This is a genomic window from Mycobacterium sp. E2699, from assembly GCF_001666745.1.
Taxonomy (GTDB): Bacteria; Actinomycetota; Actinomycetes; order Mycobacteriales; family Mycobacteriaceae; genus Mycobacterium.
Genome location: NZ_LZJH01000024.1, coordinates 23,288 through 47,573 on the forward strand (window position 1 = coordinate 23,288; position 24,286 = coordinate 47,573).

General features: G+C 70.4%; 23 protein-coding genes and 1 pseudogene. 12 read left to right on the plus strand and 12 right to left on the minus strand.

Features of this window, described 5'->3' with window-relative positions; all coding sequences use genetic code 11:
• Positions 1-61: 61 nt before the first annotated feature.
• The 3 genes from A5696_RS01655 to A5696_RS01665 are packed head-to-tail and all read right to left on the minus strand — an operon-like array spanning position 62 to position 2,642.
• Complete coding sequence (locus A5696_RS01655; RefSeq protein WP_067872375.1) at positions 62-706, minus strand: nucleoside triphosphate pyrophosphatase; 645 nt, start codon at positions 704-706, stop codon at positions 62-64.
• Positions 703-936 carry an acyl-CoA carboxylase subunit epsilon gene (locus tag A5696_RS01660; RefSeq protein WP_231964192.1) on the minus strand — a complete coding sequence of 78 codons (234 nt, stop codon included), beginning with the start codon at positions 934-936 and terminating at the stop codon, positions 703-705. The genes A5696_RS01655 and A5696_RS01660 overlap by 4 nt, the downstream gene beginning before the upstream one ends.
• Before the next feature lie 56 nt (positions 937-992).
• Complete coding sequence (locus tag A5696_RS01665) at positions 993-2,642, minus strand: acyl-CoA carboxylase subunit beta (protein ID WP_067872381.1); 1,650 nt, start codon at positions 2,640-2,642, stop codon at positions 993-995.
• Between the two features lie 51 nt (positions 2,643-2,693).
• Here A5696_RS01665 and A5696_RS01670 point away from each other — a divergent pair, with 51 nt between their 5' ends.
• Both A5696_RS01670 and A5696_RS01675 read left to right on the plus strand, forming a co-directional pair.
• Positions 2,694-3,524 (plus strand): biotin--[acetyl-CoA-carboxylase] ligase, encoded by an 831-nt coding sequence (locus A5696_RS01670; RefSeq protein ID WP_067872385.1) that lies wholly within the window; start codon positions 2,694-2,696, stop codon positions 3,522-3,524.
• 16 nt (positions 3,525-3,540) lie between these two features.
• Positions 3,541-4,068, plus strand: a complete 528-nt coding sequence (locus A5696_RS01675; RefSeq protein WP_067872388.1) for a PH domain-containing protein — start codon at positions 3,541-3,543, stop codon at positions 4,066-4,068.
• Here A5696_RS01675 and A5696_RS01680 read toward each other — a convergent pair.
• The gene (locus tag A5696_RS01680; protein WP_067872391.1) at positions 4,014-4,706 is read right to left on the minus strand and encodes a GtrA family protein; all 693 of its coding nucleotides are present in this window, start codon (positions 4,704-4,706) and stop codon (positions 4,014-4,016) included. The genes A5696_RS01675 and A5696_RS01680 overlap by 55 nt on opposite strands.
• 98 nt (positions 4,707-4,804) lie before the next feature.
• On the opposite strand from A5696_RS01680, the pseudogene A5696_RS01685 reads away from it, so the two are divergent.
• The 3 genes and pseudogenes from A5696_RS01685 to A5696_RS01695 all read left to right on the plus strand — a co-directional run.
• Positions 4,805-6,080, plus strand: a pseudogene (locus tag A5696_RS01685) (5-(carboxyamino)imidazole ribonucleotide synthase); the annotation flags it as partial.
• A 63-nt stretch (positions 6,081-6,143) separates the two neighbouring features.
• Positions 6,144-6,659 carry a 5-(carboxyamino)imidazole ribonucleotide mutase gene (purE, locus tag A5696_RS01690; RefSeq protein WP_067872396.1) on the plus strand — a complete coding sequence of 172 codons (516 nt, stop codon included), beginning with the start codon at positions 6,144-6,146 and terminating at the stop codon, positions 6,657-6,659.
• 24 nt (positions 6,660-6,683) lie between these two features.
• On the plus strand, positions 6,684-7,853 hold the full coding sequence (locus A5696_RS01695; RefSeq protein WP_067872399.1) for an acyl-CoA dehydrogenase: 1,170 nt from the start codon (positions 6,684-6,686) through the stop codon (positions 7,851-7,853).
• Here the strand turns inward: A5696_RS01695 and A5696_RS01700 are convergent.
• Positions 7,817-8,452, minus strand: coding sequence for an HdeD family acid-resistance protein (locus tag A5696_RS01700; RefSeq protein ID WP_067872451.1), 636 nt, complete (start codon positions 8,450-8,452; stop codon positions 7,817-7,819). The two genes, A5696_RS01695 and A5696_RS01700, sit on opposite strands and share 37 nt — an antisense overlap.
• A gap of 298 nt (positions 8,453-8,750) precedes the next feature.
• Between A5696_RS01700 and A5696_RS29020 the strand changes: the two genes are divergently transcribed.
• Together A5696_RS29020 and A5696_RS01710 are read left to right on the plus strand one after the other, a co-directional pair.
• Positions 8,751-9,614, plus strand: coding sequence for an Hsp20/alpha crystallin family protein (locus A5696_RS29020; RefSeq protein WP_369803272.1), 864 nt, complete (start codon positions 8,751-8,753; stop codon positions 9,612-9,614).
• A gap of 30 nt (positions 9,615-9,644) precedes the next feature.
• Complete coding sequence (locus A5696_RS01710; RefSeq protein ID WP_156738213.1) at positions 9,645-9,989, plus strand: hypothetical protein; 345 nt, start codon at positions 9,645-9,647, stop codon at positions 9,987-9,989.
• Between the two features lie 23 nt (positions 9,990-10,012).
• Here A5696_RS01710 and A5696_RS01715 read toward each other — a convergent pair whose 3' ends face one another.
• Positions 10,013-10,441 (minus strand): hypothetical protein, encoded by a 429-nt coding sequence (locus tag A5696_RS01715; RefSeq protein ID WP_067872404.1) that lies wholly within the window; start codon positions 10,439-10,441, stop codon positions 10,013-10,015.
• A gap of 355 nt (positions 10,442-10,796) precedes the next feature.
• Between A5696_RS01715 and A5696_RS01720 the strand changes: the two genes are divergently transcribed.
• The 3 genes from A5696_RS01720 (at position 10,797) to A5696_RS01730 (ending at position 14,040) form a co-directional block, all read left to right on the plus strand.
• Entirely contained in the window at positions 10,797-11,987 is a 1,191-nt protein-coding gene (locus A5696_RS01720; RefSeq protein WP_067872407.1) for a PP2C family protein-serine/threonine phosphatase, read from the plus strand.
• Positions 11,988-12,058: 71 nt separating this feature from the next.
• Positions 12,059-13,594 (plus strand): CHASE3 domain-containing protein, encoded by a 1,536-nt coding sequence (locus tag A5696_RS01725; RefSeq protein ID WP_082956291.1) that lies wholly within the window; start codon positions 12,059-12,061, stop codon positions 13,592-13,594.
• Positions 13,591-14,040, plus strand: a complete 450-nt coding sequence (locus A5696_RS01730; RefSeq protein WP_067872411.1) for a response regulator — start codon at positions 13,591-13,593, stop codon at positions 14,038-14,040. Before A5696_RS01725 ends, A5696_RS01730 begins: the two co-directional genes overlap by 4 nt.
• Positions 14,041-14,137: 97 nt before the next feature.
• On the opposite strand, the gene A5696_RS01735 is transcribed toward A5696_RS01730, so the two are convergent.
• Together A5696_RS01735 and A5696_RS01740 are read right to left on the minus strand one after the other, a co-directional pair.
• Positions 14,138-15,334 (minus strand): CoA transferase, encoded by a 1,197-nt coding sequence (locus A5696_RS01735; RefSeq protein WP_067872414.1) that lies wholly within the window; start codon positions 15,332-15,334, stop codon positions 14,138-14,140.
• 14 nt (positions 15,335-15,348) lie between these two features.
• The gene (locus tag A5696_RS01740; RefSeq protein ID WP_067872417.1) at positions 15,349-16,266 is read right to left on the minus strand and encodes a class I SAM-dependent methyltransferase; all 918 of its coding nucleotides are present in this window, start codon (positions 16,264-16,266) and stop codon (positions 15,349-15,351) included.
• Positions 16,267-16,377: 111 nt separating this feature from the next.
• On the opposite strand from A5696_RS01740, the gene A5696_RS01745 reads away from it, so the two are divergent.
• Positions 16,378-17,982 (plus strand): AMP-binding protein, encoded by a 1,605-nt coding sequence (locus A5696_RS01745; RefSeq protein ID WP_067872420.1) that lies wholly within the window; start codon positions 16,378-16,380, stop codon positions 17,980-17,982.
• Here the strand turns inward: A5696_RS01745 and ctpC are convergent.
• Positions 17,960-20,086: a manganese-exporting P-type ATPase CtpC gene (ctpC, locus tag A5696_RS01750; protein ID WP_156738214.1), complete on the minus strand. Its 2,127-nt coding sequence runs from the start codon at positions 20,084-20,086 to the stop codon at positions 17,960-17,962. The two genes, A5696_RS01745 and ctpC, sit on opposite strands and share 23 nt — an antisense overlap.
• Before the next feature lie 45 nt (positions 20,087-20,131).
• The gene (locus A5696_RS01755) at positions 20,132-20,413 is read right to left on the minus strand and encodes a DUF1490 family protein (RefSeq protein ID WP_067872435.1); all 282 of its coding nucleotides are present in this window, start codon (positions 20,411-20,413) and stop codon (positions 20,132-20,134) included.
• A 251-nt stretch (positions 20,414-20,664) separates the two neighbouring features.
• Between A5696_RS01755 and A5696_RS01760 the strand changes: the two genes are divergently transcribed.
• Positions 20,665-22,101, plus strand: coding sequence for a wax ester/triacylglycerol synthase family O-acyltransferase (locus A5696_RS01760; protein WP_067872438.1), 1,437 nt, complete (start codon positions 20,665-20,667; stop codon positions 22,099-22,101).
• Between the two features lie 8 nt (positions 22,102-22,109).
• On the opposite strand, the gene A5696_RS01765 is transcribed toward A5696_RS01760, so the two are convergent.
• Positions 22,110-23,747 (minus strand): PPE family protein, encoded by a 1,638-nt coding sequence (locus A5696_RS01765; protein WP_067872440.1) that lies wholly within the window; start codon positions 23,745-23,747, stop codon positions 22,110-22,112.
• Positions 23,748-23,886: 139 nt separating this feature from the next.
• Positions 23,887-24,286: TIGR03089 family protein (locus tag A5696_RS01770; RefSeq protein ID WP_255380887.1), on the minus strand; the 400-nt coding region annotated here is incomplete at its 5' end.

The following is a 24,286-nucleotide window of genomic DNA, read 5'->3' on the forward strand; positions in this document are numbered from 1 at the left end:
CCGTAACCCATCCGCGACACGTAAACGTTTGCGACGACACGCCGAGGCGGGTCGCAACGGATTATGTTTCGGGGAAATTGCCGGCCCACAGCGTGGCCACCGACAGCCCCACCCGCCCGAGCAGCGACCGCAGCAGCGGCAGGCTCACGCCGATCACGTTCGACGGGTCGCCGTCGACTCCGTCGACGAACCAGCCGCCCAGGCCGTCGAGCGTGAATCCGCCGGCCACGCCCAGCGGCTCGCCGGCCGCGACGTACGCTCGCAGATCGGCTTCCGCCGGTCGCGCGAAACGCACTGTGGTGCAAGCGGATTCGACCTCGCGGTGGGTGATCGCCCCGCCGCTCAGCCGCAGCAGGCAGTGCCCGGTGTGCAGCAGGCCGGACCGGCCGCCCATCAGCCGCCACTGGCTCGCGGCGGCTTCGGCCGAGCCGGGCTTGCCGCACAGCGTGCCGTCGATGCAGAGCATCGAATCGCAGCCCAGCACAACGCAATCCGCCGCGACGGCGGAATCGAGGTCACCGGCCACCCGGTCGCCCTTGGCGGCCGCCAGCGCGCACACCACCTCGGCGGGCGAAGCGCCCGATCCCAGACTCGCGGTGATCGCATCCTCGTCGACCCCGGACACCACGACCAGCGGATCGACGCCGGCCTGGCGCAGCACCTTCAGGCGACCCGAAGAGGCCGACCCCAGCACCAGCCGGGTCACTGCTTCATGTGCGTCATCTGCTGCAGGGTGAGCCGCTGGTAGTTGGACATCGAGTAGCGCAGGCGGTCGACCGGGAGGCCCCAGCGGGTGCGCTCGGGCTCGGTGGGCTCGGGGGCGCCGCCGCCGACGCCGCCCAGCACGGCGATCAGCGCGGCCAGCTCCTCGTCGCTCGGTTTGCCTTTGAGCACGTGAATGTGCGGCTCGTGCGCGTGGGGCGTTTCGTCTGTCACAGCGTTCAATTGTTCGTCTCTCCCGTCGCTCACTGCGTTCGCTCCGCTCGCTCGACTCACAGCGGAATGTTCCCGTGCTTCTTGGGCGGCAGGTGGGAGATCTTGCGTTCCAGCAGGCGCAGCGCCGTGCCGATGTAGCCGCGGGTGTACGACGGCGGGATCACCGCGTCGACGTATCCCCGCTCGGCCGCGACGTAGGGGTTGACCAGCGTGTCCTCGTACTCCTGCTGCAGTTGCAGGCGCAGCGCGTCGACGTCCTCGCCCGCCTTGGCCGCCTCGCTCAGCTGCTTGCGGTAGACGAAGCCCACCGCGCCGGACGCGCCCATCACCGCGATCTGGGCGGTCGGCCAGGCCAGGTTGACGTCGCAGCCCATGTCCTTGGAGCCCATGACGCAGTACGCGCCGCCGTAGGCCTTGCGGGTGATCACGGTGATCTTGGGAACGGTGGCCTCGCCGTAGGCGTACAGCAGCTTGGCGCCGCGCCGGATGATGCCGTTGTATTCCTGGCCGGTGCCCGGCAGGAACCCGGGGACGTCGACCAGCATGATGATCGGGATGTTGAAGCAGTCGCAGGTTCGCACGAACCGGGCCGCCTTCTCCGAGGCGTTGATGTCCAGGCAGCCGGCGAACTGGGTGGGCTGGTTCGCCACGATCCCGACCGGCCTGCCCTCGATGCGGCCGAACCCGACGACGATGTTCTGCGCGTAGCCGGCCTGGATCTCCAGGAACTCGTCGTCGTCGAGGATGCGGGTGATCACCTCGTGCATGTCGTAGGGCTGGTTGGGCGAGTCGGGGATCAGCGTGTCCAGCTCGAGGTCCTCGGCGGTGAGGTTCTCCTCGATCGCGCCCTCGGGGACGGCCTCGGCGTAGCGCGGCGCGTCGGTGGCGTTGTTCGGGGGCAGGTAGCTGAGCAGGTCGCGGACCCAGTCGAAGGCGTCCTGCTCGCCGGAGGCGACGTAGTGCAGGGTGCCCGACTTGGCCATGTGGGTGTGGGCGCCGCCCAGCTCCTCCATGGTGACGTCCTCGCCGGTGACGGTCTTGATGACGTCGGGACCGGTGATGAACATCTGGCTGGTCTGGTCGACCATGACGACGAAGTCGGTCAGGGCGGGGGAGTAGACGTGCCCGCCGGCGGCGGCGCCCATGATCAGCGAGATCTGCGGGATGACGCCGGAGGCCAGGATGTTGTTGCGGAAGATCTTGCTGTACAGGCCCAGCGAGACGACGCCCTCCTGGATCCGCGCGCCGGCGCCGTCGTTGATGCCGATGAGCGGCCGGCCGGTCTTGATGGCCAGCTCCTGGACCTTGACGATCTTCTCGCCGTACACCTCGCCGAGGCTGCCCCCGAACACCGTGGCGTCCTGGCTGAAGATGCACACGTCCCGGCCGTCGATGGTGCCGTAGCCGGTCACCACGCCGTCACCGAGCGGGCGGTTGTTCTCCAGGCCGAAGTTCTTGCTGCGGTGCCGGGCCAGCGCGTCGAGCTCGACGAAGGAGTCCTCGTCCAGCAGGGCGTAGATGCGCTCGCGGGCGGTCAGCTTGCCCTTGGCGTGCACCTTTTCGACGGCCTCTTCGCCCACCGGGTGCAGCGACTCTTCCCGCCGCTTGTGCAGCTCGGCCAGCTTGCCCGCGGTGGTGTGGATGTCGATGGTGTGCTCGGCGGCGGGCTCTGCGGTATGAGCAGAGTGGTCGGTAACGCTTGTCATGGGACCCGATGGTATCGGCCGCCGGCGGGCCGGAGTTTTAGGCTGGGTCCAGTGACGGATCGCGATTCGCTTCGGCAACCGTTGGATCAGGCCGCGCTGCGCGCCGAGTTGATCGGGACGGGACTGGGCTGGCGCCAACTCGACGTCGTGGAGCGGACCGGGTCCACCAACGCCGACCTGCTGGCCCGCGCGGCATCCGGGGCCGACGTCGCCGGGGCGGTGCTGATCGCCGAGCACCAGACGGCCGGCCGGGGCCGGCACGGCCGCGGGTGGGGGGCGGCGCCGCGAGCCCAGGTCACGATGTCGGTGGGCGTCAGCGTCGTCGACGTGCCGACCGAGGGGTGGGGCTGGCTGCCGCTGGCCACGGGTGTGGCGGTGGTCGACGCCGTCTGGGCGGAGACCGGGGTGCGGGCGGGCCTCAAGTGGCCCAACGACGTGCTGGCCGGCCCGCCGGAGTCCCCGGGCAAACTGGCCGGCATCCTCGCCGAGGTGTCGCGGCCGGTCGTGGTGATCGGCCTGGGGCTCAACGTGACTCAGGCCCCCGAGGAGACCGACGGCCCCGGCGCCACCTCGCTGTTCGACCTCGGCGTGGCGGCGCCGGACCGCCACCGGCTGGTCTGCGCGGTGCTGGCCGAGCTCGGCAGGCGGATCGTGGGCTGGCGGGCGGCGCGCGGGGCCGACTGGGCGCTCGCGGCCGACTACCGGTCGCGCAGCCTGACCGTCGGCCGCGCCGTGCGGGCGCCGCTGCCCGGCGGCAAGGAGGTGGTCGGCACCGCGACCGCCGTCGACGACCAGGGCCGGCTGTGCCTGGAAACGGAAGGGGCGGCGGGAGGCCGGACCGTCGTCGTTTCGGCCGGTGACGTGGTGCATCTGCGCCAGTAGCGGTAGCTTCGGGCACGTGGGCTACCCGGACAACGCGCTGGCCGCCGGCGAACAGGTGGTGCTGCACCGTCACCCGCACTGGAAGCGCCTGATCGGGCCCGTGCTCGCGCTCTTGCTCGCGACCGCGCTGGCCGCGTTCGGCTCCGGCTACCTCAACTCGACGCACTGGGAGCAGCTCGCCAAGAACATCATCTACGGGGTGATCTGGGGGATCTGGCTGGTGGTCGTCGGCTGGCTGACGCTGTGGCCGTTCTTGGATTGGCTGACAACGCATTTCGTCGTCACCAGCCGGCGGGTGATGTTCCGGCACGGGGTGCTGACCCGCAGCGGTATCGACATCCCGCTGGCGCGGATCAACAGCGTGGAGTTCCGGGACAAGCTTTTCGAGCGAATGTTTCGCACCGGGACGCTGATCATCGAATCGGCGTCACAGGATCCGTTGGAGTTCTACGACATCCCGCGCCTGCGCGAGGTGCACTCGCTGCTATATCACGAGGTTTTCGACGCCCTGGGTTCCGCCGGGCCCGACGCGTCGCCGAGCTGACCGGACCGGCTCGCCCTCCTGCGCCAGGACCGCAGCAGGGTGACGTTCCCGGTCGGCGAGCCGTCGTCCAGGCCGCCCTCGATGGCGTCCTCCAGCACTTCGGCGAAACCGCCTGCGGTGAGCGCGGATTCGAGCGCCTTGTCGGGGGTGCGGGCGAACTCGTCGGGAAACACCCAGCGCCGGAACGCCCAGAAGCGGAACGCCATCTGCAGCAGGTTGCCGATGATGTAGGCCGAGATGAAGTCGGTGATGTTCTCCACGGTCAGCGAGACCATGGGCACGCGCAGCTGCAGCACGTAGTGGGAGAACCACAGCGGCGCCATGGACAGCAGCACCCCCACACCGCTGAAGGCGAAGAACAGCAGCGCCTCGTGGTGGCGCTCGCGGCCGCCGCGATGGCGGAAGCTCCACTCCCGGTTCAAGACGTAGGACGCGATCACCGCGACGATGCCCGAGATAACCTTGGCGGTGACCGGCTTCGGTTCGAGGATCGTCAGCTTCAGGGTGTAGAAAATCGCCGAGTCGATGATGAACGTGGTGCCGCCGACGATGGCGAATTTGATCAGCTCGCTATGGCGCAGCAAATACGGCTGAATCGCCTCTGGCAGGCGCGAGATTGCGGCATCGGCGAAGGACACAACACGTCAGTGTACGGATCGACGCGAAAACGACGCAAAATGCTGCATAACGATCGGGCGTCTCGGCCGGTCACCACGCGGCCGGGCGCCGTGACACCATGATGGCCGTGCCGAATAGACGCACGGCCCGAGGAACCCCCACAGTCGCGATGGTCGGCGGCGGACAACTCGCCCGCATGACCCACCAGGCCGCGATCGCGCTGGGTCAGACGCTGCGGGTGCTGGCCACCGCGCCCGACGAATCGGCCGCGCAGGTCACGCCCGACGTGGTGATCGGTTCGCACACCGACCTGGAAGACCTGCGCAGGGTCGCGGCCGGGGCCGAGGTGCTGACGTTCGACCACGAGCACGTCCCGACCGAGCTGCTGGAGAAGCTGGTCGCCGAGGGCATCAACGTCGCACCGCCGCCGCACGCCCTGGTGCACGCGCAGGACAAGCTCGTGATGCGCCGGCGGCTGGAGGCCCTCGGTGCGGCGGTGCCCCGTTATGCGGAGATTCGCAGCCTGGACGAACTCGACGACTTCACCCGGCGCATCGCCGGCCCCGTGGTCGTGAAGGCGGTCCGCGGTGGCTACGACGGGCGCGGGGTGCGGATGGCCCGCGACCCTTCGCACGCCCGCGAGATCGCGACCGACTTCCTGGCCTCGCGCGTGCCGGTGATGGCCGAGGAGCAGGTGGACCTGCGGCGCGAACTGTCGGCGCTGGTGGCCCGCTCGCCGTTCGGGCAGGGCGCCGCCTGGCCGGTGGTGGAGACCGTGCAGCGGGACGGGATCTGCGTGCAGGTGATCGCGCCGGCGCCCGAGCTGAGCGACGACACGGCCGCGGCGGCCCAGCGGCTGGCGTTGCGGCTGGCCGCCGAGCTCGGCGTCGTCGGTGTGCTGGCGGTCGAGCTGTTCGAGACGACCGACGGCGCCCTGCTGGTCAACGAGCTGGCAATGCGTCCGCACAACTCCGGCCACTGGACCATGGACGGGGCGCGCACCAGCCAGTTCGAACAGCACCTGCGCGCGGTGCTGGACTACCCGCTCGGCGACACCGACGCCATCGCGCCGCTGACCGTGATGGCCAACGTGCTCGGCGCCCCGCAGCGGCCCGCGATGGCGATCGACGAGCGGCTGCACCACCTGTTCGCCCGGATGCCCGACGCCAGGGTGCACCTCTACGGCAAGGCCGAAAGGCCGGGGCGCAAGGTGGGGCACATCAATTTCGTCGGGTCCGCTACCCAGGTGGCCGAGCTGCGCGAACGCGCCGCGCGGGCGGCACACTGGTTGTCACACGGGCAGTGGACGGACGGATGGGATCCGCATGACTAGCGCCGCCGACGATGCAGTGGGGGCACCCCCGGGCGCGGAGCGCCGAGGGGGACGAAGCGATGTGGGAGCACTCCCCAGCCCTGCGGGGACCCCACCCGCTTGCCGGGGAGAGGAGCGGCGCAATATGACCGAGCCGCCTCGCGTCGGGGTGATCATGGGCAGCGACAGCGACTGGTCGGTGATGTCCGACGCGGCCGAGGCGCTCGCCGAGTTCGACATCCCGGCCGAGGTCCGGGTGGTCTCGGCGCATCGCACGCCCCAGGCGATGTTCGACTACGCCCGCGGCGCGGCCGAACGGGGCCTTCAGGTGATCATCGCGGGCGCCGGCGGAGCCGCCCACCTGCCCGGAATGGTCGCTTCCGCGACGCCGCTGCCGGTGATCGGGGTGCCGGTACCGCTGGCCCGCCTCGACGGCCTGGACTCGCTGCTGTCGATCGTGCAGATGCCGGCCGGCGTTCCGGTGGCCACGGTCTCCATCGGCGGCGCCCGCAACGCGGGGCTGCTGGCCGTCCGCATCCTGGCGGCGTCGGACGCGGCGCTGCGGGCGCGGATCGTGGCGTTCCAGGAGCGGCTGGCCGAGACGGTGCGCGCCAAGGATGCGGCGCTGCAAGAGCGTCAGGGTAAAGTTACCGGCCAGTAACGGGAAGAGTACGAGGAGGCCGAGATGGCTGGATGGGCCGGAAACCCGTCGTTCGATTTGTTCCAACTGCCCGAGGAGCACCGGGAGCTGCGGGCGGCGATCCGGGCGCTGGCGGAGAAGGAGATCGCCCCGCACGCCGCGGACGTCGATGAGAACTCGCGGTTCCCGCAGGAGGCGCTCGACGCGCTGAACGCCTCGGGGTTCAACGCCGTGCACGTGCCGGAGGAGTACGGCGGGCAGGGCGCGGATTCGGTGGCGGCCTGCATCGTGATCGAGGAGGTCGCGCGGGTGGACGCCTCGGCGTCGTTGATCCCGGCGGTGAACAAGCTCGGCACGATGGGCCTGATCCTGCGGGGCTCCGAGGAGCTCAAGAAGCAGGTGCTGCCCTCGATCGCCGACGGCAGCGCGCTGGCGTCCTACGCGCTGTCCGAGCGCGAGGCCGGCAGCGACGCGGCGTCGATGCGGACCCGGGCCAAGGCCGACGGGGATGACTGGATCCTCAACGGCGCCAAGGCCTGGATCACCAACGGCGGCAAGTCGAGCTGGTACACCGTGATGGCGGTGACCGACCCGGACAAGGGCGCCAACGGCATCTCGTCGTTCATGGTGCACATCGACGACGAGGGGTTCACCGTCGGTCCCAAGGAAAAAAAGCTCGGCATCAAGGGCTCGCCGACCACCGAGCTGTATTTCGAGAACTGCCGCATCCCCGGCGACCGGATCATCGGCGAGCCGGGCACCGGCTTCAAGACCGCGCTGGCGACGCTGGACCACACCCGTCCCACCATCGGCGCCCAGGCCGTCGGCATCGCCCAGGGCGCGGTCGACGCCGCGATCGCCTACACCAAGGACCGCAAGCAGTTCGGGGAGTCGATCAGCAGCTTCCAGGCCGTGCAGTTCATGCTGGCCGACATGGCGATGAAGGTCGAGGCCGCGCGGATGATGGTGTACCAGGCGGCCGCGCGCGCCGAGCGCGGCGAATCCAATCTCGGCTTCATCTCCGCGGCCTCGAAGTGCTTCGCCTCCGACGTGGCGATGGAGGTGACCACGGACGCGGTGCAGCTGTTCGGTGGCGCGGGCTACACGACCGATTTCCCGGTCGAGCGGATGATGCGCGACGCCAAGATCACCCAGATCTACGAGGGCACCAATCAGATTCAGCGCGTGGTGATGTCGCGGGCGCTGCTGCGCTGAGCGCTCGGGGCTGAGCTGGCGGCCAGCCGTCCGGCGTGGGTCTGCACGCGGCTCAGCGCTCGACGGGCCAGCAGGGCCCAGCAGATCCTGTCCAGCCCGATGGCCACCAGGCAGACCCCGGCGACGACCGTCGCCGCGGCCAGGGACCTGAACGGCCAGGCGAGCATCACGATGCCCGCAGTCACCTCGATGATGCCCAGGACGATGTACCACCCCCGGTCGGGGAGCGACGGGTCCTCGAGGGCCAACGCGATGTCGGAAATGCCCTCGAAGACGAAGACCGCCCCGATCGCAAGGGCCAGCAACAGCACCGCGGAGGCATAACCGAAATGCCGAAATGCCAGCACACCCAAGGCCATTGACAGCGCTCCGGTGAAGAACAACGGGGCGCGGCCGGCCGCCGAGGCATCGACGACGGCCGCCAGCACCATCTCGGCGATGCCCGACAGCACCAGGAAGGACGCCAGGAGCGTCGCCGCGAAAACGATGGACGCGTGCGGCCGGACCAGCATCAGGATGCCCAAAACGAGTATCAACACGCCCCACCCGAGCATGAGCTTCCACAGGTCGCGCACCGAGCGTCTGGCACGCACGGTCATCGCCGTCACCCCTCCAGACTGCGAGACGGCCGACGATCGCACCAAGGGCCGAAGGTCCCGAACAACTGTGGGCCCGACGGCACCGGCCGGCCGCGGCACGGGAATCCCCCGGCGACTCCAGTCGTCAGCGTTCGAAATCGCTTGCCGCGCAAGGTCGCGCCGGCCATCGGGCATAGCCGAGGCCTGGTGGCGCACGGATCTGAAGTCAGTGCCAACCCCCTGAATCAATGACTTTCTGCCCTAATACCGCGGGGCGATCTGCGCGACCATCACAGCACGGCAGGCTTAGGAGGCAGTCGTGGCACAGCAGTCGAGAAACAAGGACTATTCGGCGCGAGAAGTGGTGGCCGGCATCGGAACCTATGGGGCGGCCGCCGTGCTGGTGGTCGCCGCGGTGGTGACGATTTTCGAGGGGATTTCCGCGTTGGGCCCCGACGGGGTGATCGTCGTGAGACCGGGATACGTCTACGAGTTGAGCGCCAACACCTGGGGCTGGATCCACATCATCGTGGGGGTGCTCGTCGGGGTGGTCGCCGTCGGACTGTTCTGGAGCACGACGTGGGCGCGCGTGGCCGCCATCATCATCGCCTCGTTGTCGATCGTGACGCAGTTCCTGTGGCTTCCGCACTACCCGGTCTGGGCGATCGTGGTGATCGCGCTGGACATCTTCGTCATCTGGGCGGTCGCCACCTGGGAGAGCCCGGCGGCACGCGCCGCGAAGGAGGCGAAGGCCCCGCCGAATCACCTTGCGTCGCAATCGGGCCCGCACTGGCCCGACGTATCGCAGTGGCTGGGCGGATTCCCGTCGTGGTCCACGCTGCCGCCGGTGTTCGGCGGGCAGCCGATCCGCCTCGAGGACGGGATGGCCGACGGCCGCTACGAGGTGAGGGCCGAACTGCCCGGGCTCGATCCCGCCAAGGACGTCGATGTCACCACGCGCGACGGGGTGCTGACGATCAGGGCGCAGCGTGGCCAACGAGCCGAGTCCAACGGCCGATCGGAATTCTCCTACGGTTCGTTCGTTCGTTCCGTCACCCTGCCGCCGGGCGCGAACCAAGACGACATCAAGGTCGCTTACCGCGACGGCATCCTGACCGTCTCGGTGGGGCTCGCGCAGGCCGCGGCCGGGCACGCGCGCACGGAGGCCCGCTCGGGCGGGTGATCCGGCACGGGTCTTCGAATGGCCCTTCAAATGGCTTTTGCCCCTATCACCCGCGTGCGGGTGCGGGCCAGCATGGAGGCTACCTACCAGGCGGGAGGGCACATGGCAGATCCGTTGGAGCATTTCGAGCGACGACTGGTGGAACGGGTCCGCCATATCATCGACGATCACCGTGCCGGCAATCCGGGCCCCGATGGAACGTCGCCGTGTAGCTGCGGTGCCGAAGGCGTGTCGGATCATTCCCGCCACGTGGCCGAGGAGATCGTCGAGGGGCTGGCCGTCAAGCCGCACGTCGACGACGTGAAAAAGCGAATCCGTTATGCGACGGCATGGCTGGACTGGGAGCTCACGCTCCTCGAGGGCGCCGAGTGCTGAGGCCGGGCTGACCGGGCCGTCCGTCAGTTGGCCATCGCGGTCGCGGCAGCGCGCGCCGAAATGGCGTCGAGCACGGCGTATTCGGCCTCGTAGATCGCGGCCTGCGCGAAGTCGATCGCGTCGTAGGCGTAGCCTTCCGCCATCTCGGCATAGGCCCGCATCTCTTTGGCGTCGTGTTCCTCTTTCTTCTTCCTGAGGTCCTTGCGGATCTTGGCGATGTGGTCGTTCCACTTGTCCGCCAGGTCCTGCCAGTGCTCGGAGGCCTTGTCGTGGGCGGCCTCGGCGCGGTCCTTGAGATGGTCGGCGGCCTGCTTCGCCCGGTCTTGCGCTCGGGAAGCGTCCGCCTCGACCTGATCGCGAGCCTGCTGGCCCGCGGCGCGGATCTTGTCGTCGGCCTCGTGGGCGGCGGCGGAGATCTTCCGGAATTGTTCGCTCAGTCCGTTGTCGGCCATGAGAAGCTCCTTGGTGCTCAGGAGGGTTTGTCCGCATGTAATCGTCGCGCCGGACGGCGCGCCGGCGTAGGGTCCTAAGTCCTCGCGAGGTCGCCGGCGCGGCGGCCCTTACCGTGCGCGCCGACGTCCCCGCAGGTCGAAGCGGTCGGAAGGGACACCCGGTTGGGCGCTCACAGCTACACCGAATAGGATTCGCCGCGGCAAACCATTCGGGGTGGTAAGGCCGCTACGTAAAGTCGATGTCGGTGCGCCGGCCGGCGAGCCGGAAGGTCGACAAAGAGCAAAGGGTCTTGCCGCCTGGAGGTGTATTGAGAAACGTGGCTTCCCCGGTGCATTCGCGGATGATCGGGAATTGATGCCGGTAGGAGCTCCGGTCATCCCGGCGACGCATTGGCAGTCACTGTCGTTGTTGCTGGTCGAGGACGACCGCGCCGACGCGGTGCTCGTGGAAGATTTGATCGCGGACGCGGTCGCCGACATCCGGGTGATCTGGGCGCAGTCGATGGCGCACGCGGAACGCGAGCTCGCATCGGCCCGCCCCGATTGCGTGCTGCTGGACCTGCACCTGCCCGACGCCAGCGGGATGGACGCGCTGGACCGCATCGCCAAGCGTGACGCGACCGTTCCCATCGTGGTGCTCACCGGGCTGAACGACGAATACTTCGGCGCCTCCGCGGTCGCGGCCGGGGCGCAGGACTACCTGGTCAAGGGGCGCGTCGAGCCCGAAATGCTGCGGCGGGCGCTGCTTTACGCGATCGAGCGCAAACGCGCCGAGCTCATCTCCGCCGACCTGCGGGCCAGCCAGCTCCGGGCCCGCGAGAACGCGCTGCTGGAACGAGGCCTGCTGCCCTCGCCGCTGCTGCTCGACGAGCCCGGCGTCGACATCGTGGCCCGGTACCGGCCGAGCCGCGAGGACGCGTTGTTGTGCGGGGACTTCTACGACGTCGTGCAGACGCCCGACCGGGTGGTGCACGTCCTGATCGGCGACGTCGCCGGCCACGGACCGCACGAGGCGGCGCTGGGCGCGGCGTTGCGCATCGCGTTTCGCGCGCTCACCTTCGCGGGTGTGCGCGGAGTCGAACTGATGCGCCAACTCGAACGGGTGCTGCACTCCGAACGGACCGGGACGGGCATCTTCGCGACGGTGCTCAGCCTCGAGATCCAGCCCGACAGCCCGCGCGTCACCGCGGTGCGCGCCGGTCATCCCGGGATGTTGCTGCAGAACGGCGCCGGGGTCGAATGGATCGAGCCGCCGGCCGGGCCCGCGCTGGGCCTGCGCGCCGGCGACTGGCCGCGGCACGAGCTGGCACTGCCGGCGGGCCAGGGGCTGCTGCTGCTGACCGACGGGCTCTTCGAGGGATATTCGGGGCAGGGCAACCAACGTCTGGGGGAGGACGGCCTGCTCGCGCTGGCGCGCAGGCACGCGCACCTGCCCGGCCCGGCGTTCGTCGACGCGCTCATCGACGGCGCCCAGCAACTCGCCGAGCCGCGCGGCGGGCTCACCGACGACATCGCCGTGCTGCGCGTCGGGCGGATGACGGCGTGAGCCCCGTCCTGCACCCGCTGCGCCTGGAACGGCTCACCGTGCGCGGCTGGCAGTTCCTGGTGCTGTTCACGATGGGCGTGATGGTGCTCGCCGGCGCGCTCGTCGGGTGGGCGTTGCTGCACCGCACCGACCAGATGTCCCGCGCGGTGATCGACGGCATCGGGCCGGCGCGGGTGGCCGCCGGCCAGCTGCAGGCGGCGCTGCGGGACCAGGAAACGGGAATTCGCGGTTATGTGATCACCGACGATCGCCAGTTCCTCACCCCGTATTACGACGGGCAACACGAGGAACAGGCGGCCGCCGCGGAGATGCGGCACCGGCTGGACCGGCGCCCCGACCTGACGGCCGATCTCGACGCGATCGAGAAGGCGGCCGCCAAGTGGCGGGCGACCTATGCCGAGCCGTCGATCGAGAGCGTGGCCCCGAACGGCCGGAACGTCACGAACCGGCCGGCGGCTGAGCGCGGCAAGGCCGAATTCGACCATCTGCGAACCCTTTTCGACACGCAGAACGCGAACCTCGCGGCCGCGCGCACCAGCGCAATCGACGACTTCCAGTACACCGAAGTCTGGCGGGACCGGGTGCTGGGCGCGATGGTATTGCTGTTCTTCGGCACGGCCGCGGCGCTCGGCATCTTGATGCGTAACGCCGTCACCCGCCCGATCGCGGCGCTGACCGCCGCGTGCCGGCGGATCACCGAGGGCAACTTCGGCGAGACCATTTCCCGGCCGAGGCGGCCCCGAGACATCCGCAACATGGCCGTCGATGTGGAGAACATGCGGGAACGGCTCGTCGAGGAACTCGAGGTGTCACGCTCGGCCCGAGCGCTGCTGGACGAGCAGGCGGCGGAGTTGCGGCGCTCGAACGCCGAACTCGAGCAGTTCGCCTACGTCGCGTCGCACGACCTGCAGGAACCGCTGCGCAAGGTCGCCTCGTTCTGCCAGTTGCTGGAAAAGCGATACGGCGACCAGCTCGACGGCCGCGGAATCGAATACATCGGATTCGCCGTCGACGGGGCCAAGCGCATGCAGGTGCTGATCAACGACCTGCTCACCTTCTCCCGCGTCGGCCGGCTGGGCACCATGCAGACCGAGGTAGAGCTCGATGTGGCGCTGGAGGCCGGCCTGGCCAACCTCGCCGCCGCTGTCGAGGAGGCCGACGCGGAAATCGTGCGGCCGCCCGGGCCCCTCCCGCAGATCATCGGGGATCCGACGCTGCTCACGATGTTGTGGCAGAACCTGATCGGGAACGCGATCAAGTTCCGGCACCAGGATCGCCGGCCGCGCGTGGTCGTCGACTGCGAACGGCGCACCGGCGAGCACGGCGATGAATGGCTGTTGTCCGTGTCGGACAACGGCATTGGCATCGCCGAAGAGTTCACCGAGAAGGTGTTCGTCATCTTCCAGCGCCTGCACGGCCGCGAGGTGTACTCGGGAACCGGCGTCGGCCTCGCGCTGTGCAAGAAGATCGTCGAGCACCACGGCGGCACCATCTGGGTCGACACGTCCTACACCGACGGGACCCGCTTACGGTTCACCCTGCCCGTTCCCGCGCAGGTGGGTGCGGGCCCGACAAGCCCGGCCACGTCACAAGGAGCACACGAATGACATCAGCGACCTCCGCCGGCAGAGCAATCGAGATCCTGCTCGTCGAGGATGACCCGGGCGACGAGCTCATCACCCGGGAAGCGTTCGAGCACAACAAACTCAAGAACAACCTGCACGTCGCGCACGACGGCGAGGAGGGCCTGGACTTCCTGTACCAGCGGGGCCCGTACGAGGGCGCGCCGCGGCCCGACCTCATCCTGCTCGACCTGAACCTGCCGAAATACGACGGCCGCCAGCTGCTGGAGAAGGTCAAGTCGGACCCCGACCTGTCCCGCATCCCGGTCGTCGTGCTCACTACCTCGTCGGCGGAGGAGGACATCCTGCGCAGCTACGAGCTGCATGCCAACGCCTACGTCACCAAGCCGGTCGACCTCGACCAGTTCATCAACGCGGTTCGGCAGATCGACGAGTTCTTCATCCAGGTGGTGCGGCTTCCGGGCCTGTAGCCCGCGGCACGGCGGCTCGGATCCGCGAGATATAAACCATTGCAAGCCTTTTCGGCGTGTCATCGCAGAGGTTTACGTGTCGTGACGGAGCCTGGTCCTAGGACGCGGGCTCCGGCGCGGTGAGGAATTCCGCGTTGTGCTGCCCCGGGGCGGGCGGGGGATCGGTCGCCGCGGCGTCGAAGCTCGAGTAGCGCGCCGGCATGCGCACCACCGTGATGGGGTCGGAGTCGCCGCCGACCCGCAGCGCCAGCTCGTTCTCGGCGAACAGCGGGGTGTCGACCACCTGCTTCCAGGTGTAGGCCAGGCACGCCATCAGGCCGCCCTCCTGCAGCAGCTCGACCCATTCGGCCGCGGTCCTGGCGGCCAGCGCCGCCTCGAGTTCCTCGGTCAATTCGGGGTAATTCATTGCGCGCGAACGCTGGTCGATGAACCGCTCGTCCTCCAGCAGGTCCGGCCGGCCGATGATCCGGCACAGCTTCGCCCAGTGCTTGGGCACGTACGCGCTGATCACCAGGTAGCCGTCGGCGGCCCTGAAGGCGTCCGACGGCTGGGTGGCGAAGCCAACCCCCTTGCGCTTCTTGGGTCTTGGTTCGGCTTCCGGTTTCGGCTCGGGCTTGTTCAGGTGGATGGTGAGCTGGCTGGCCTGCAGCCCGACGGCGACGTCGTACATCGCGACCCGGACGACGTCGGCCACCCCGTGGCGCTCGCGGTTGAGCAGAGCGGCCAGCACCGCCTGGGCCAGCACGTGACCGCTGGCGGCGTCGACCAGCTGGAACGGGATGATCTGCGGTTTGCCGGTGGGAGTCGGCATCCCGGTGGTCATGCCCGACTCGGCGGCCACCATGAGGTCGACGCCCGGCCTGCTGCCGTGCGGCCCGTTGCCGCCGTACGCCGACAGGCGCGCGTAGATCAGCCTCGGATTGCGCGCCCGCAGGTCGTCGGGGCCCAGGCCCATCCGTTCCATGACCCCGGGCCGAAACCCTTCCAGGACAACGTCGGCGGTGTCGGCCAGCCGCAGTATCCGCTGCTTGTTGTCCTCGGACGTCAGATCGACCGCCACCGACTTCTTGCCCCGGTTGTGGGGCCAGAACAGCGTGGGCAGCGGCGGGCGGCCGGGCAGCACCACGGTGATCTGCCGGGCCGCCTCGCCGCCCGGCGCCTCGATCTTGATGACCTCGGCGCCCAGGTCGGCCAGCACCTGCCCGGCCAGCGGGCCGGCGATGTTCTGGGTGAAGTCGAGCACGCGGTAGCCGTCAAGTGGCTTGGCGGGCTTGGCGTTCGGCCTGTCGGTCATCGTGGGGCCTTCCTTCAGCCTGCCTTGTGCAGCACCGCGGTGCAGTAGTAGTTCCGGTTGAACGGGTCGTTCTCGTCGGCGGATTGCAGCGGAAACCCGTTGTCGCCCAACAGCTGGTTCAACGAGGTGCGAACCGGTCGCCAGCCGCGGCCCTCCAGGTAGGCGGCGACGTCGTTGCGGTCGCCCGGGAAGCCCAGGTTCTGCAACTCGACGTCGAGGCCGTTCTCCTGCCATTTCCGGGTGGCGGCGTTCAGCGCCTCCAGGTTGGCCCCGGAGTTGAGGAACACCTCGGCCACCAGCCGGCTGCCGTCGGCGCTGAGCTCGGTGACGTTGTCCAGCAACCGATCCTGGGCGTCGGCCGGCAGGAACCCCAGCAGGCCCTCCGCGGCCCACGCGGCGGGGCGGTGCGTGTCGAACCCGGCCCGCCGCAACGCCGCCGGCCAGTCCTGGCGCAGGTCGACCGGCACGACCCGCACGTCGGCGGTGGGCGTGGCGCCGAGGTCGGCGATCGTCGCGGCCTTGAACTCGATGACCTGCGGCTGGTCGATCTCGAACACCGTGGTGCCCGACGCCCACGGCAGCCGGTAGGCACGCGCGTCCAGCCCCGCGGCCAGGATGACCACCTGGCGGATGCCCCCGTCTTGCTGAGCCGCGGCGAAGAACGCGTCGATGTAGCGCGTGCGCGCCGCCTGGATGTCGGTCATGCGCTGCATGCCCCACGGGGCGCCGGGCACATCGACATCGGCGGAGTCGAGTTCGCCGGCGGCCCAGCGGGTGAAGAAGTCGACGCCGACGGCGCGCACCAGCGGCTCCGCGAACGGGTCGTCGATCAGCGCGTCCCGGGTCGCCCGGGCCCGGCCCGCGGCCACCATCGTCGCGGTGGCCCCCACGCTGGTCGCGAGGTCCCAGGTGTCGTTGTCGGTGCGTGTCATGTCTTCCCTTCTCCCGTCCACTCGTTAGCCACAATAACGGTGACCAAAGACCCCGCCGTTGGTGGCGTTGCGCCCTTATCGACGCCGCGATCGGTCGGCAGGGTCAGGGCAATGGCCGCGAACATGCTCAGGCGTCTCGGATTGGAAGCCTCGTCCTTGCTGATGTACGCCCGGGCCGGGGGGCTGCGCCTGATCCCGCCCCACCGGCTCGCGGCGGTGCTGCGGGCGCTCGGGGCCTACGGCCTGCTGGGCGCGGCGACGGTGATCGCTGCCGCCCGGGACCGCGACGGGTTGGCGCTGATCGACGAGCGCGGCCCGCTGACCTTCGGCGAGCTGGACGAGCGGACCAACGCGCTGGCCAACGAGTGGCGCGCGGGCGGGCTGGGCCCCGGCGCGAGCGTGGCCATCCTGACGGGTAACCACCGGGGCTTCTTGGAGGCGGTCTACGCGGCCGCCAAGTGCGGCGCCGGTGTACTCCTGCTCAACACCGGCTTCGGCCCCACGCAGCTCGCCGAGGTGGTTGCCCGCGAGGGCGCCGACCTGCTGGTGTACGACGACGACTACGCCGCCACCGTCGCGGACGCCCATCCGCGGCTCGGCCGGATCCGGGCCTGGGCGGACACGCCGGGTGCCGACACGTTGGACGCGCTGATCGAGCGCGGCGATCCCGGCCCGCCGCCCCGCTCGGGTGGCCGGCCCAAGATCGTCATCTCGACCAGCGGAACGACCGGGGTCCCCAAGGGCGCCAAGCGCTCCGAACCCTACTCGCTGATCCCGGTCGGCGGCCTGCTCGGCAAGGTGCCGTTCCGCGGGCGCGAGGTCACCGAATGCTGTGTGCCGCTGTTTCATTCGATGGGTTTCAGCCACGCGATGTACGCGATGGTGCTGGGCTCGACGCTGGTGCTGCGCCGCCACTTCGATGCCGAGCGGGCCGTGGCGAGCGTGGCCGCGCACCGGGCCACCGCGATGATCGTCGTGCCGGTCATGCTGCGGCGCATCCTCGACCTGGGTTGGTCGACCCTCGCCGAGCACGACCTGTCGTCGCTGCGCATCGTGTTCGTCGGCGGGTCCCAGCTCGGTGCCGCTCTCGCCACCCGGGCGCTCGAAGCGCTCGGCCCCGTGGTCTACAACATGTACGGCTCGACCGAGGTCGCCTACGCCACCATCGCCACGCCCGCCGACCTGGCCGTCGCGCCGGGTTGCGTCGGCGCGGTGGTGCCCGGGTCGGTCGTCAAGGTCTTCACCGGCGAGGGGCGGGAGGCTGCGCCCGGGACGCCGGGGCGGATCTTCGTCGGCAACGTGCTCGCCTTCGAGGGCTACACGGGCGGCGGCACCAAGGAATCGATCCAGGGCCTGATGTCCACCGGCGACGTCGGCCATTTCGACGCGGCGGGCAGGCTGTTCATCGATGGCCGCGACGACGAGATGATCGTCTCCGGCGGCGAGAACGTCTACCCCGGCGAGGTCGAGGAGGCCCTCGCGCACCATCCCGACATCCTCGACGCGGCGGTCGTCGGCGTCGACGACGAGGAGTTCGGGCAGCGGCTGCGCGCCTACATCGTGCCGCGACCGGGCGCGTCACTGACCGAGCACGATGTCAAGGAATACGTGCGGAACCGGTTGGCGCGCTTCAAGATTCCCCGTGATGTGGAGTTCGTCGACGCGCTGCCGCGCAACGCCGGCGGGAAGGTGCTCAAACGCCTGCTGGGTGTGTGACGGCCGATCGGTCCAGGCGATACCGGATCAGCCGGGAGCTGTTGGCCACCACCGCCACCGACGACGCGTTGTGCAGGACCGCGGCGAGCACGGGGGACAGGGCGCCGCCCGCGCCGATGATCAGACCGGCCGTGTTGACGGCGATGGACATGCCGTAGTTCTCGCGGATGACGTCCACCGCCCGCGCGCCCAGGTCGCGCACGTCGAGCAGGCGGTGCAGGTCGTCGTTGGCCAGCGCCACGTCGGCGGTCTCGACGGCCACGTCGGTGCCGGCCAGGCCCATCGCGATCCCGATGTCGGCGGCGGCCAGCGCCGGGGCGTCGTTGATGCCGTCGCCGACCATGCCGACGACGAAGCCCGCGTCCTGCAGCTCGCGCACCGTGGCGAGCTTGTCCTCCGGCATCACCTCGGCGCGCCACTCGTCGATGCCGAGCTCGGCGGCGACCACCTCGGCGATGTCGGGGTGGTCGCCGGTCAGCATGACGACCCGGCGAATCCCGTTGGCCCGCAACTGCCCTAGCACGTCGGCCGCCTCCGGGCGCACCTCGTCGCGCAGGCTGATCAGCCCCACCAGCGTGCCGTCCACGGCGAGCAGCAGCGGCGTCTCGGCCTGGCGGCGCAGCCTGTCCACCCACTGCGAGGCCTTCTTGGACACCCGCACCTTCTCGGCGCGCAACAGCGACGGGCTGCCCAGCAGCAGGGTCCGGCCGTCGGCCCAGGTCCGCATGCCCAGCCCCACCAGCACCTCGCACTCCTCGTGCGGCGGGATGCTGATGTGGCGTTCCTCGGTGGAGCGGATCACCGCCTCGGCCAGCGGGTGTCGCGAGTGGATCTCCGAGCTGGCCGCGTAGGCCAGCACCTGCTCCGGCTGCCAATCCTTATGCAGCGCAATGATGTTGGTGACCACCGGGCGCCCAACGGTCAGGGTGCCGGTCTTGTCGAACACGATCGCGTTCACCTGGCCGGCCTGTTCGAGGTGTGAGCCGCCCTTGATCAGGATGCCGCGGCGCGCGCCGTTGCCGATCGCGGCGCTGATCGCGGTCGGGGTGGCCAGGCCCACCGCGCACGGGCACGCGATCAGCAGCATGGTCATCGCCCGGCGGACGTCGCCGGTGACGGCCAGGGTGAGGGCGGACACGACGAACGAGGTGGGAACGAAACGGCGCGAGAAATTTTCGCCGACCGTCTGGATCGGCGCCCGGTCGTGCTGGGCCTCCTCGACGCGGGCGATGATGCGGCCGATGGTGGTCTGGTTGCCGACGGCGCGGGCGCGCACCACGAGGCGCCCGCGCACCACGACCGAGCCGGCGTGCACCCGCGAGTCGACCGCGACGCTGACCGGCAGGTTCTCGCCGGTGATCGCGGACTGGTCGACGATCGCCTCGCCGTCGACGACCTCGCCGTCCACCGGTATCGCGACGTGGTCGTGGACCACCACCTCGTCGCCGACCTGCACGCTGTCGATGGGCACCTGGATCTCTTGGCCGTCGGGCAGGCGGACCCACGCCGTGTCCTGGCTGCCGCGCAGCAGCTCGGAGATGGCCCGCCGGGTCCGGCGCAGGGTCAGGTCCTGCAGGTACTCGCCGATGTTGAGCAGCCACAGCACCGTCAGGGCGACGACGTTCTCCCGCAACACCAGGCTCGCCACGGTGGCCGCCGACACCAGCGCGTCGGTGCCGGCCCGGCCCGAGCGCAGCGAGCGCAGCGCGCCGCGCAGGAAGGGATAGCCGGTGAAGACGGTGACGCCGGTGGCGAACACCCGGCCGCTCGGGGAAAGCAGCGGCGGCCGGGCGAACACGTAGCGGCGCACGCCGAGCAGGGCCAGCGCCGCGCCGCCGATCACCATGCGCAGGACATCGGCGTTGCGGATCTCCGACGAATGCGGCGCGCGCGCCGGGATCAGCTCGGCGGCGACCCGCGCGGCGCCGCCGATCGCGTCCAGCACGGCGGGGCGGTCGCAGCGCCGCGGCGAGTACCAGACGACCACCGAGCCGGTGCGCGGGTAGGCGTGCACGACGCGCACCCCGGCCTGTTTGGCGACCGCCTCCTCGACCGCCACGGCGCGCCGGGCGTCCCCGCGCACCCAGTCGACGGACACCCGCATGCGCCCGGCCGCGTCCGAAATCACGTGCAAGGCAGAGCCTTCGGGTCAGTGGTCGTGATCGTGGGCCTCGGCGACCGAAGGCGTGGGCGCCTCCTCGCCGATGCGTTCGCGGGCCTCGGCCATGACGTCGGCGAGCTTGAGGCGCGCCGACTCCGCGGCCTCCTCCGCCTTGCGGGTCCCGCGCAGCCCCAGCTCGGCCGCCGACACCGCGGTCTCGTGCAGCGGCGCCTTGGCCAGGGCCTTGCGCACCACCTCGTAGGCCGTCACGCCGACCAGGCCGGTGACCACGGTCCCCGCCGCCTTCGCCAAGAGCCCGTACACCGCCATCGCCTCGACCCTCCTGTCGCCGCCGCGTCACCCCATGCTCGCACGACGCTAACATCGAAATATTGCGATATCAACATGCGTCTTCGCCGACCATTGCCCGCCCCGGCCATTGAGCATATGGTTGACGAGCGCTCGCCGGTTCTCGGCGGGTCGGGCTGTCCAGCAGGTGGCGGCAATCGATATCCCATGTTCCGTGGGAGGGAACAACTGCGCGGCGGGACATTTCGGTTTACCGAAAGGTGTTGCCGCTCATGGCTGTTCTCGTCTCGCCCGCAGACGCGGTGTTCCTGGTCGCCGAGACGCCCAACCGGCCGATGCACGTGGGCGCGCTCGCGCTGCTGAGCCCGCCGGACGGCGCCCGCCCCGGCTTTGTGCGCGACGAGTTCGCCGCCGCGCTGGATCGTGATCGGGTGGCGCCGCTGTGGCGGCGCAGGCCGCGCCGCTCGGCGGGCTCTCTCGGCCGGTGGTATTGGCACACCGATGCCGCGGTCGACCTGGATTACCACGTGCAGGTCGGTGCGCTGCGGCGGCCGGGCGCCCGAAGCCCTGCCCGAAACCTTCTGTGGGACAGGGTTTCCGAGTTGCACGCCGAACCGCTGGACCGGTCCCGCCCGCTGTGGCAGATGCACGTGATCGAGGGCCTCGGCGAGGGGCAGTACGCGCTGTATCTGAAGATCCACCATGCGCTGGCCGACGGCGTCTCGACGATGCGGCTGCTGCGGCAGACCGTGGGCCCCGACCCGGATCGGCGCGGCATGCCCGCCCTGTGGGAGGTGACCGGAGGCGCGCCGGGCGCCGGCATCGGGCCCCTGGCCGCCGCCCGGCGGGCACTGGGCGCGGCTCGTGACCTCGCGAGCGTCCCGCCGGCGCTCGCCGACACGGCGTGGCGGGCGGTGCGGCGGCGCGGCGGTCCGCTGACCGTGGCCGCACCGCGCACCCCGTTCACCGTGGCGATCGAGGGCGCGCGATGCTTCGCCGGACGCAGCTTCCCGATCGATCGGCTGCGGCTGGTGGCCAAGCACACCGACGCGACCCTCAACGACGTCGTGCTCGCCATGTGCGGAGGGGCGCTGCGCCGCTACCTTCTCGCCCGCCACGCGCTGCCCGGCACCTCGCTGATGGCGACCGTGCCCGTGTCGCTGCGCGGCGACGAGCCCGTCGGCCCGCCAGACCCGGTGCCGGGCAACAAGATCGGCACGCTGGCCTGCTGCCTGGGCACGCACCTGGCCGACCCCGCCGAGCGCCTGGCGGCCGTGCAGGCCAGCATGCGCGAGGGAAAGGCGGCGTTAACCGGCCGCAACCGGGTGCAGGTGCTGGCGATGAGCGCGCTCGGCGCCGCCCCGCTCGCCCTCGCCGTCGCGCTGGGCCGCGCGGCCGGTCCGCTGCGCCCGCCGAACGTGATGATCTCCAACGTTCGCGGGCCCGAGGACCCGCTGTACTGGAACGGCGCCCGCTTCGATGCGCTGTACCCGCTGTCGGTGGTGGCCGACGGCCAGGCGCTCAACATCACCTGCACGAGCATCAATCACCAGGTCTCGTTCGGATTGACGGGTTGCCGCCGTGCCGTTCCCCGCATCGACGCGCTCGCCGACGCGCTGGGCCGCGAACTGGATCTGCTCGACGCCTTCCACCGGATCCGGCGCGCGCGACCCGGTGGGCGCCGCGGCCCGCGACGGCGCCCGGTATAGCGCCGCGCTCAGCCGTCTGCCCGGCCCGGCCCGGGCGCGTCGGGATCCCAGGTGGCCGGCAGCATCGGCATCCTCGGTCCGCCGCCGAACTCGTCCCCGGAAATGGTGGTCAAGCCCGCCGCCTCGGCGATGCCGTCCGCCGCCGTCCCGGCGAACCCCATGGTCCCCGCGCCGCGGGCGGAGGCCAGCGTGTCGGCAACCGGGCCGTCGTCCGGCGGCGCGGCCCACTCCGGATCGAGCTCGACATTCATCGTTGCGAACTCGTCGCCATACCCGCGCCGCTGCGCGCGCCGTCGCCGCCGTGACCGCGCCTGATTCCGGGCGGCCGCCGGCGCGGCGGCCGTATCCGGCTGCGGCGCCTCTCTTTTGACGGTCACACCGGAGCCGGCGCTGCCGCTGTGTCCCGAACCGGCGTCGACGCCGGGCGGCCCCACGGCGTACGGGAGCACCGGAGAAGCCCCCGCCGCGGGCGGCGCCGGCGGCGCGGAGCCGGCGACGGTGCTCACCGTCGGCGCCGGGGGCGGTGCCGGGGCCGTGGCCGGCGCGACCGAAATCGGCGCCATCGCGGCGAGGGGCAACGCGGCGGGCGCTGCCGCCACCGGTGCCGGCGCCGGGGCAACGGCGGGTTCCGGCAGGCCGGCCGGCACGATCGCCTGAGCCAGCCCCGCGAGCCCGCTCGCGCCGACCGGGGCAACCGCCAGCGCGGCGGGCGCGATGAAGGGGGAAATCACGCTGTAGCCGATGGAGGCGAAATCGTCGGGGCTCAGGACCAGTAAGAACGGATTACTCAGATACAGCAGCGGATCCGCCAGGAACTTGTTGACGATGTTCTCCACGTACCCCACCGGGTTCGCCAGGAATTCGAAGACGTGGTCGCCGCCGAACCCGAAATAGAGGTCCGACAGCAGCGGAAACTGCCCCACGAACGATTCGACGACCTGCTGCGAGTACCCGACCGGATCCTCCATGAAGGCCGCGACGCTGAAGTTTTGAATCGAGTTCACCAACGCCGACTGCAGGTCGACGAGGTTCAGCGTGGACGCGTCGTGGCCGAGCTGCTCGACGGTGTCGATCGCGCTGCCCACGGAGTTGACCCATGTCGACAGCGGATTGACGATCGCCGGCGCCGGGGTGGTTTGTGGCGCCGCCGCAACGGCCGTGCCGGAGATCGCCTGGTAGACGCTCATGGTGGTGGCGGCCTGGATCCACATCCGCACGTAGTCGGCCTCGTTGAGCGCGATCGGGATGGTGTTGAGCCCGAAGAAATTGGTCGCCACCAACACGCCGTGGACGATGTGGTTGGTGGCCAGCTCGGCCAGCGTGGGCATGGCCGCCAGCGCGGCGGTGTAGGCCGCGGCCGCGGTCTCGAGCTGGGCCGCGGTCGCGATGCCGTTGGCGCTGGCCTGCGTCAACCACGCCAGATACGGAACATGTGCGGCCACATACGACTCCGCGCTCGGTCCCTGCCACGGCCCGGCCAGCACGCCGGCCGACACCGCGGTGAGTTCCCCGGCCACCGACGCGTATTCGGCGCTCAACGTGTTCCACGCCTCCGCCGCCGCCAGCAACGGCGCCGGCCCCGGGCCGCTGCTGAGCAATGCGGAATGCACCTCCGGGGGCGCCGACATCCAGATGGGCGCCGTCATGAGGGGCGGCCACCGGGATAGGCCCGCGACCGCACCGGGCCGGCGTCGTCGTTGCTCAAGCTTCCGCCCCCACCAGGAGCTGGGTTAACCCCGCAAAGTTAGCATCGGCTTAGCTAACTTGTCGACGGGGGCCGCACCGTCACGAATCCACCCGGGTGACCTTTTCCGTCTCGATCCTGCGCGGCCGCGCCGCCGGGTCGGGATTGGCCACCTGCACCAGCGATGCCCCGGCGGCCAGGATGGCCAGCAGGCCGTCCACCAGATCGTCGGGTCGCGTCCAGGAAGCGCTGGACAGCACCCGGTCCGCGCCCGTCAATCCCCTTGCGGCCGCTGATCTTTCGCAATCGGCCAGCACCTCGTCCACCGAGCGCCCGGCCAGCGCCGGACCCGGGTGACGTTCGCCGACGATCTGGTCGCCGTGGACCCGCACGGCGGTGGCGTAGTCGGTGACGCCGAACGGCAGGTCCGGCGCCGGCCGGCCGAACGGGTCCAGCGACAGCACCGCCAGCTCGGCGGCGCCGGTACCGTCCGCCTCGTCC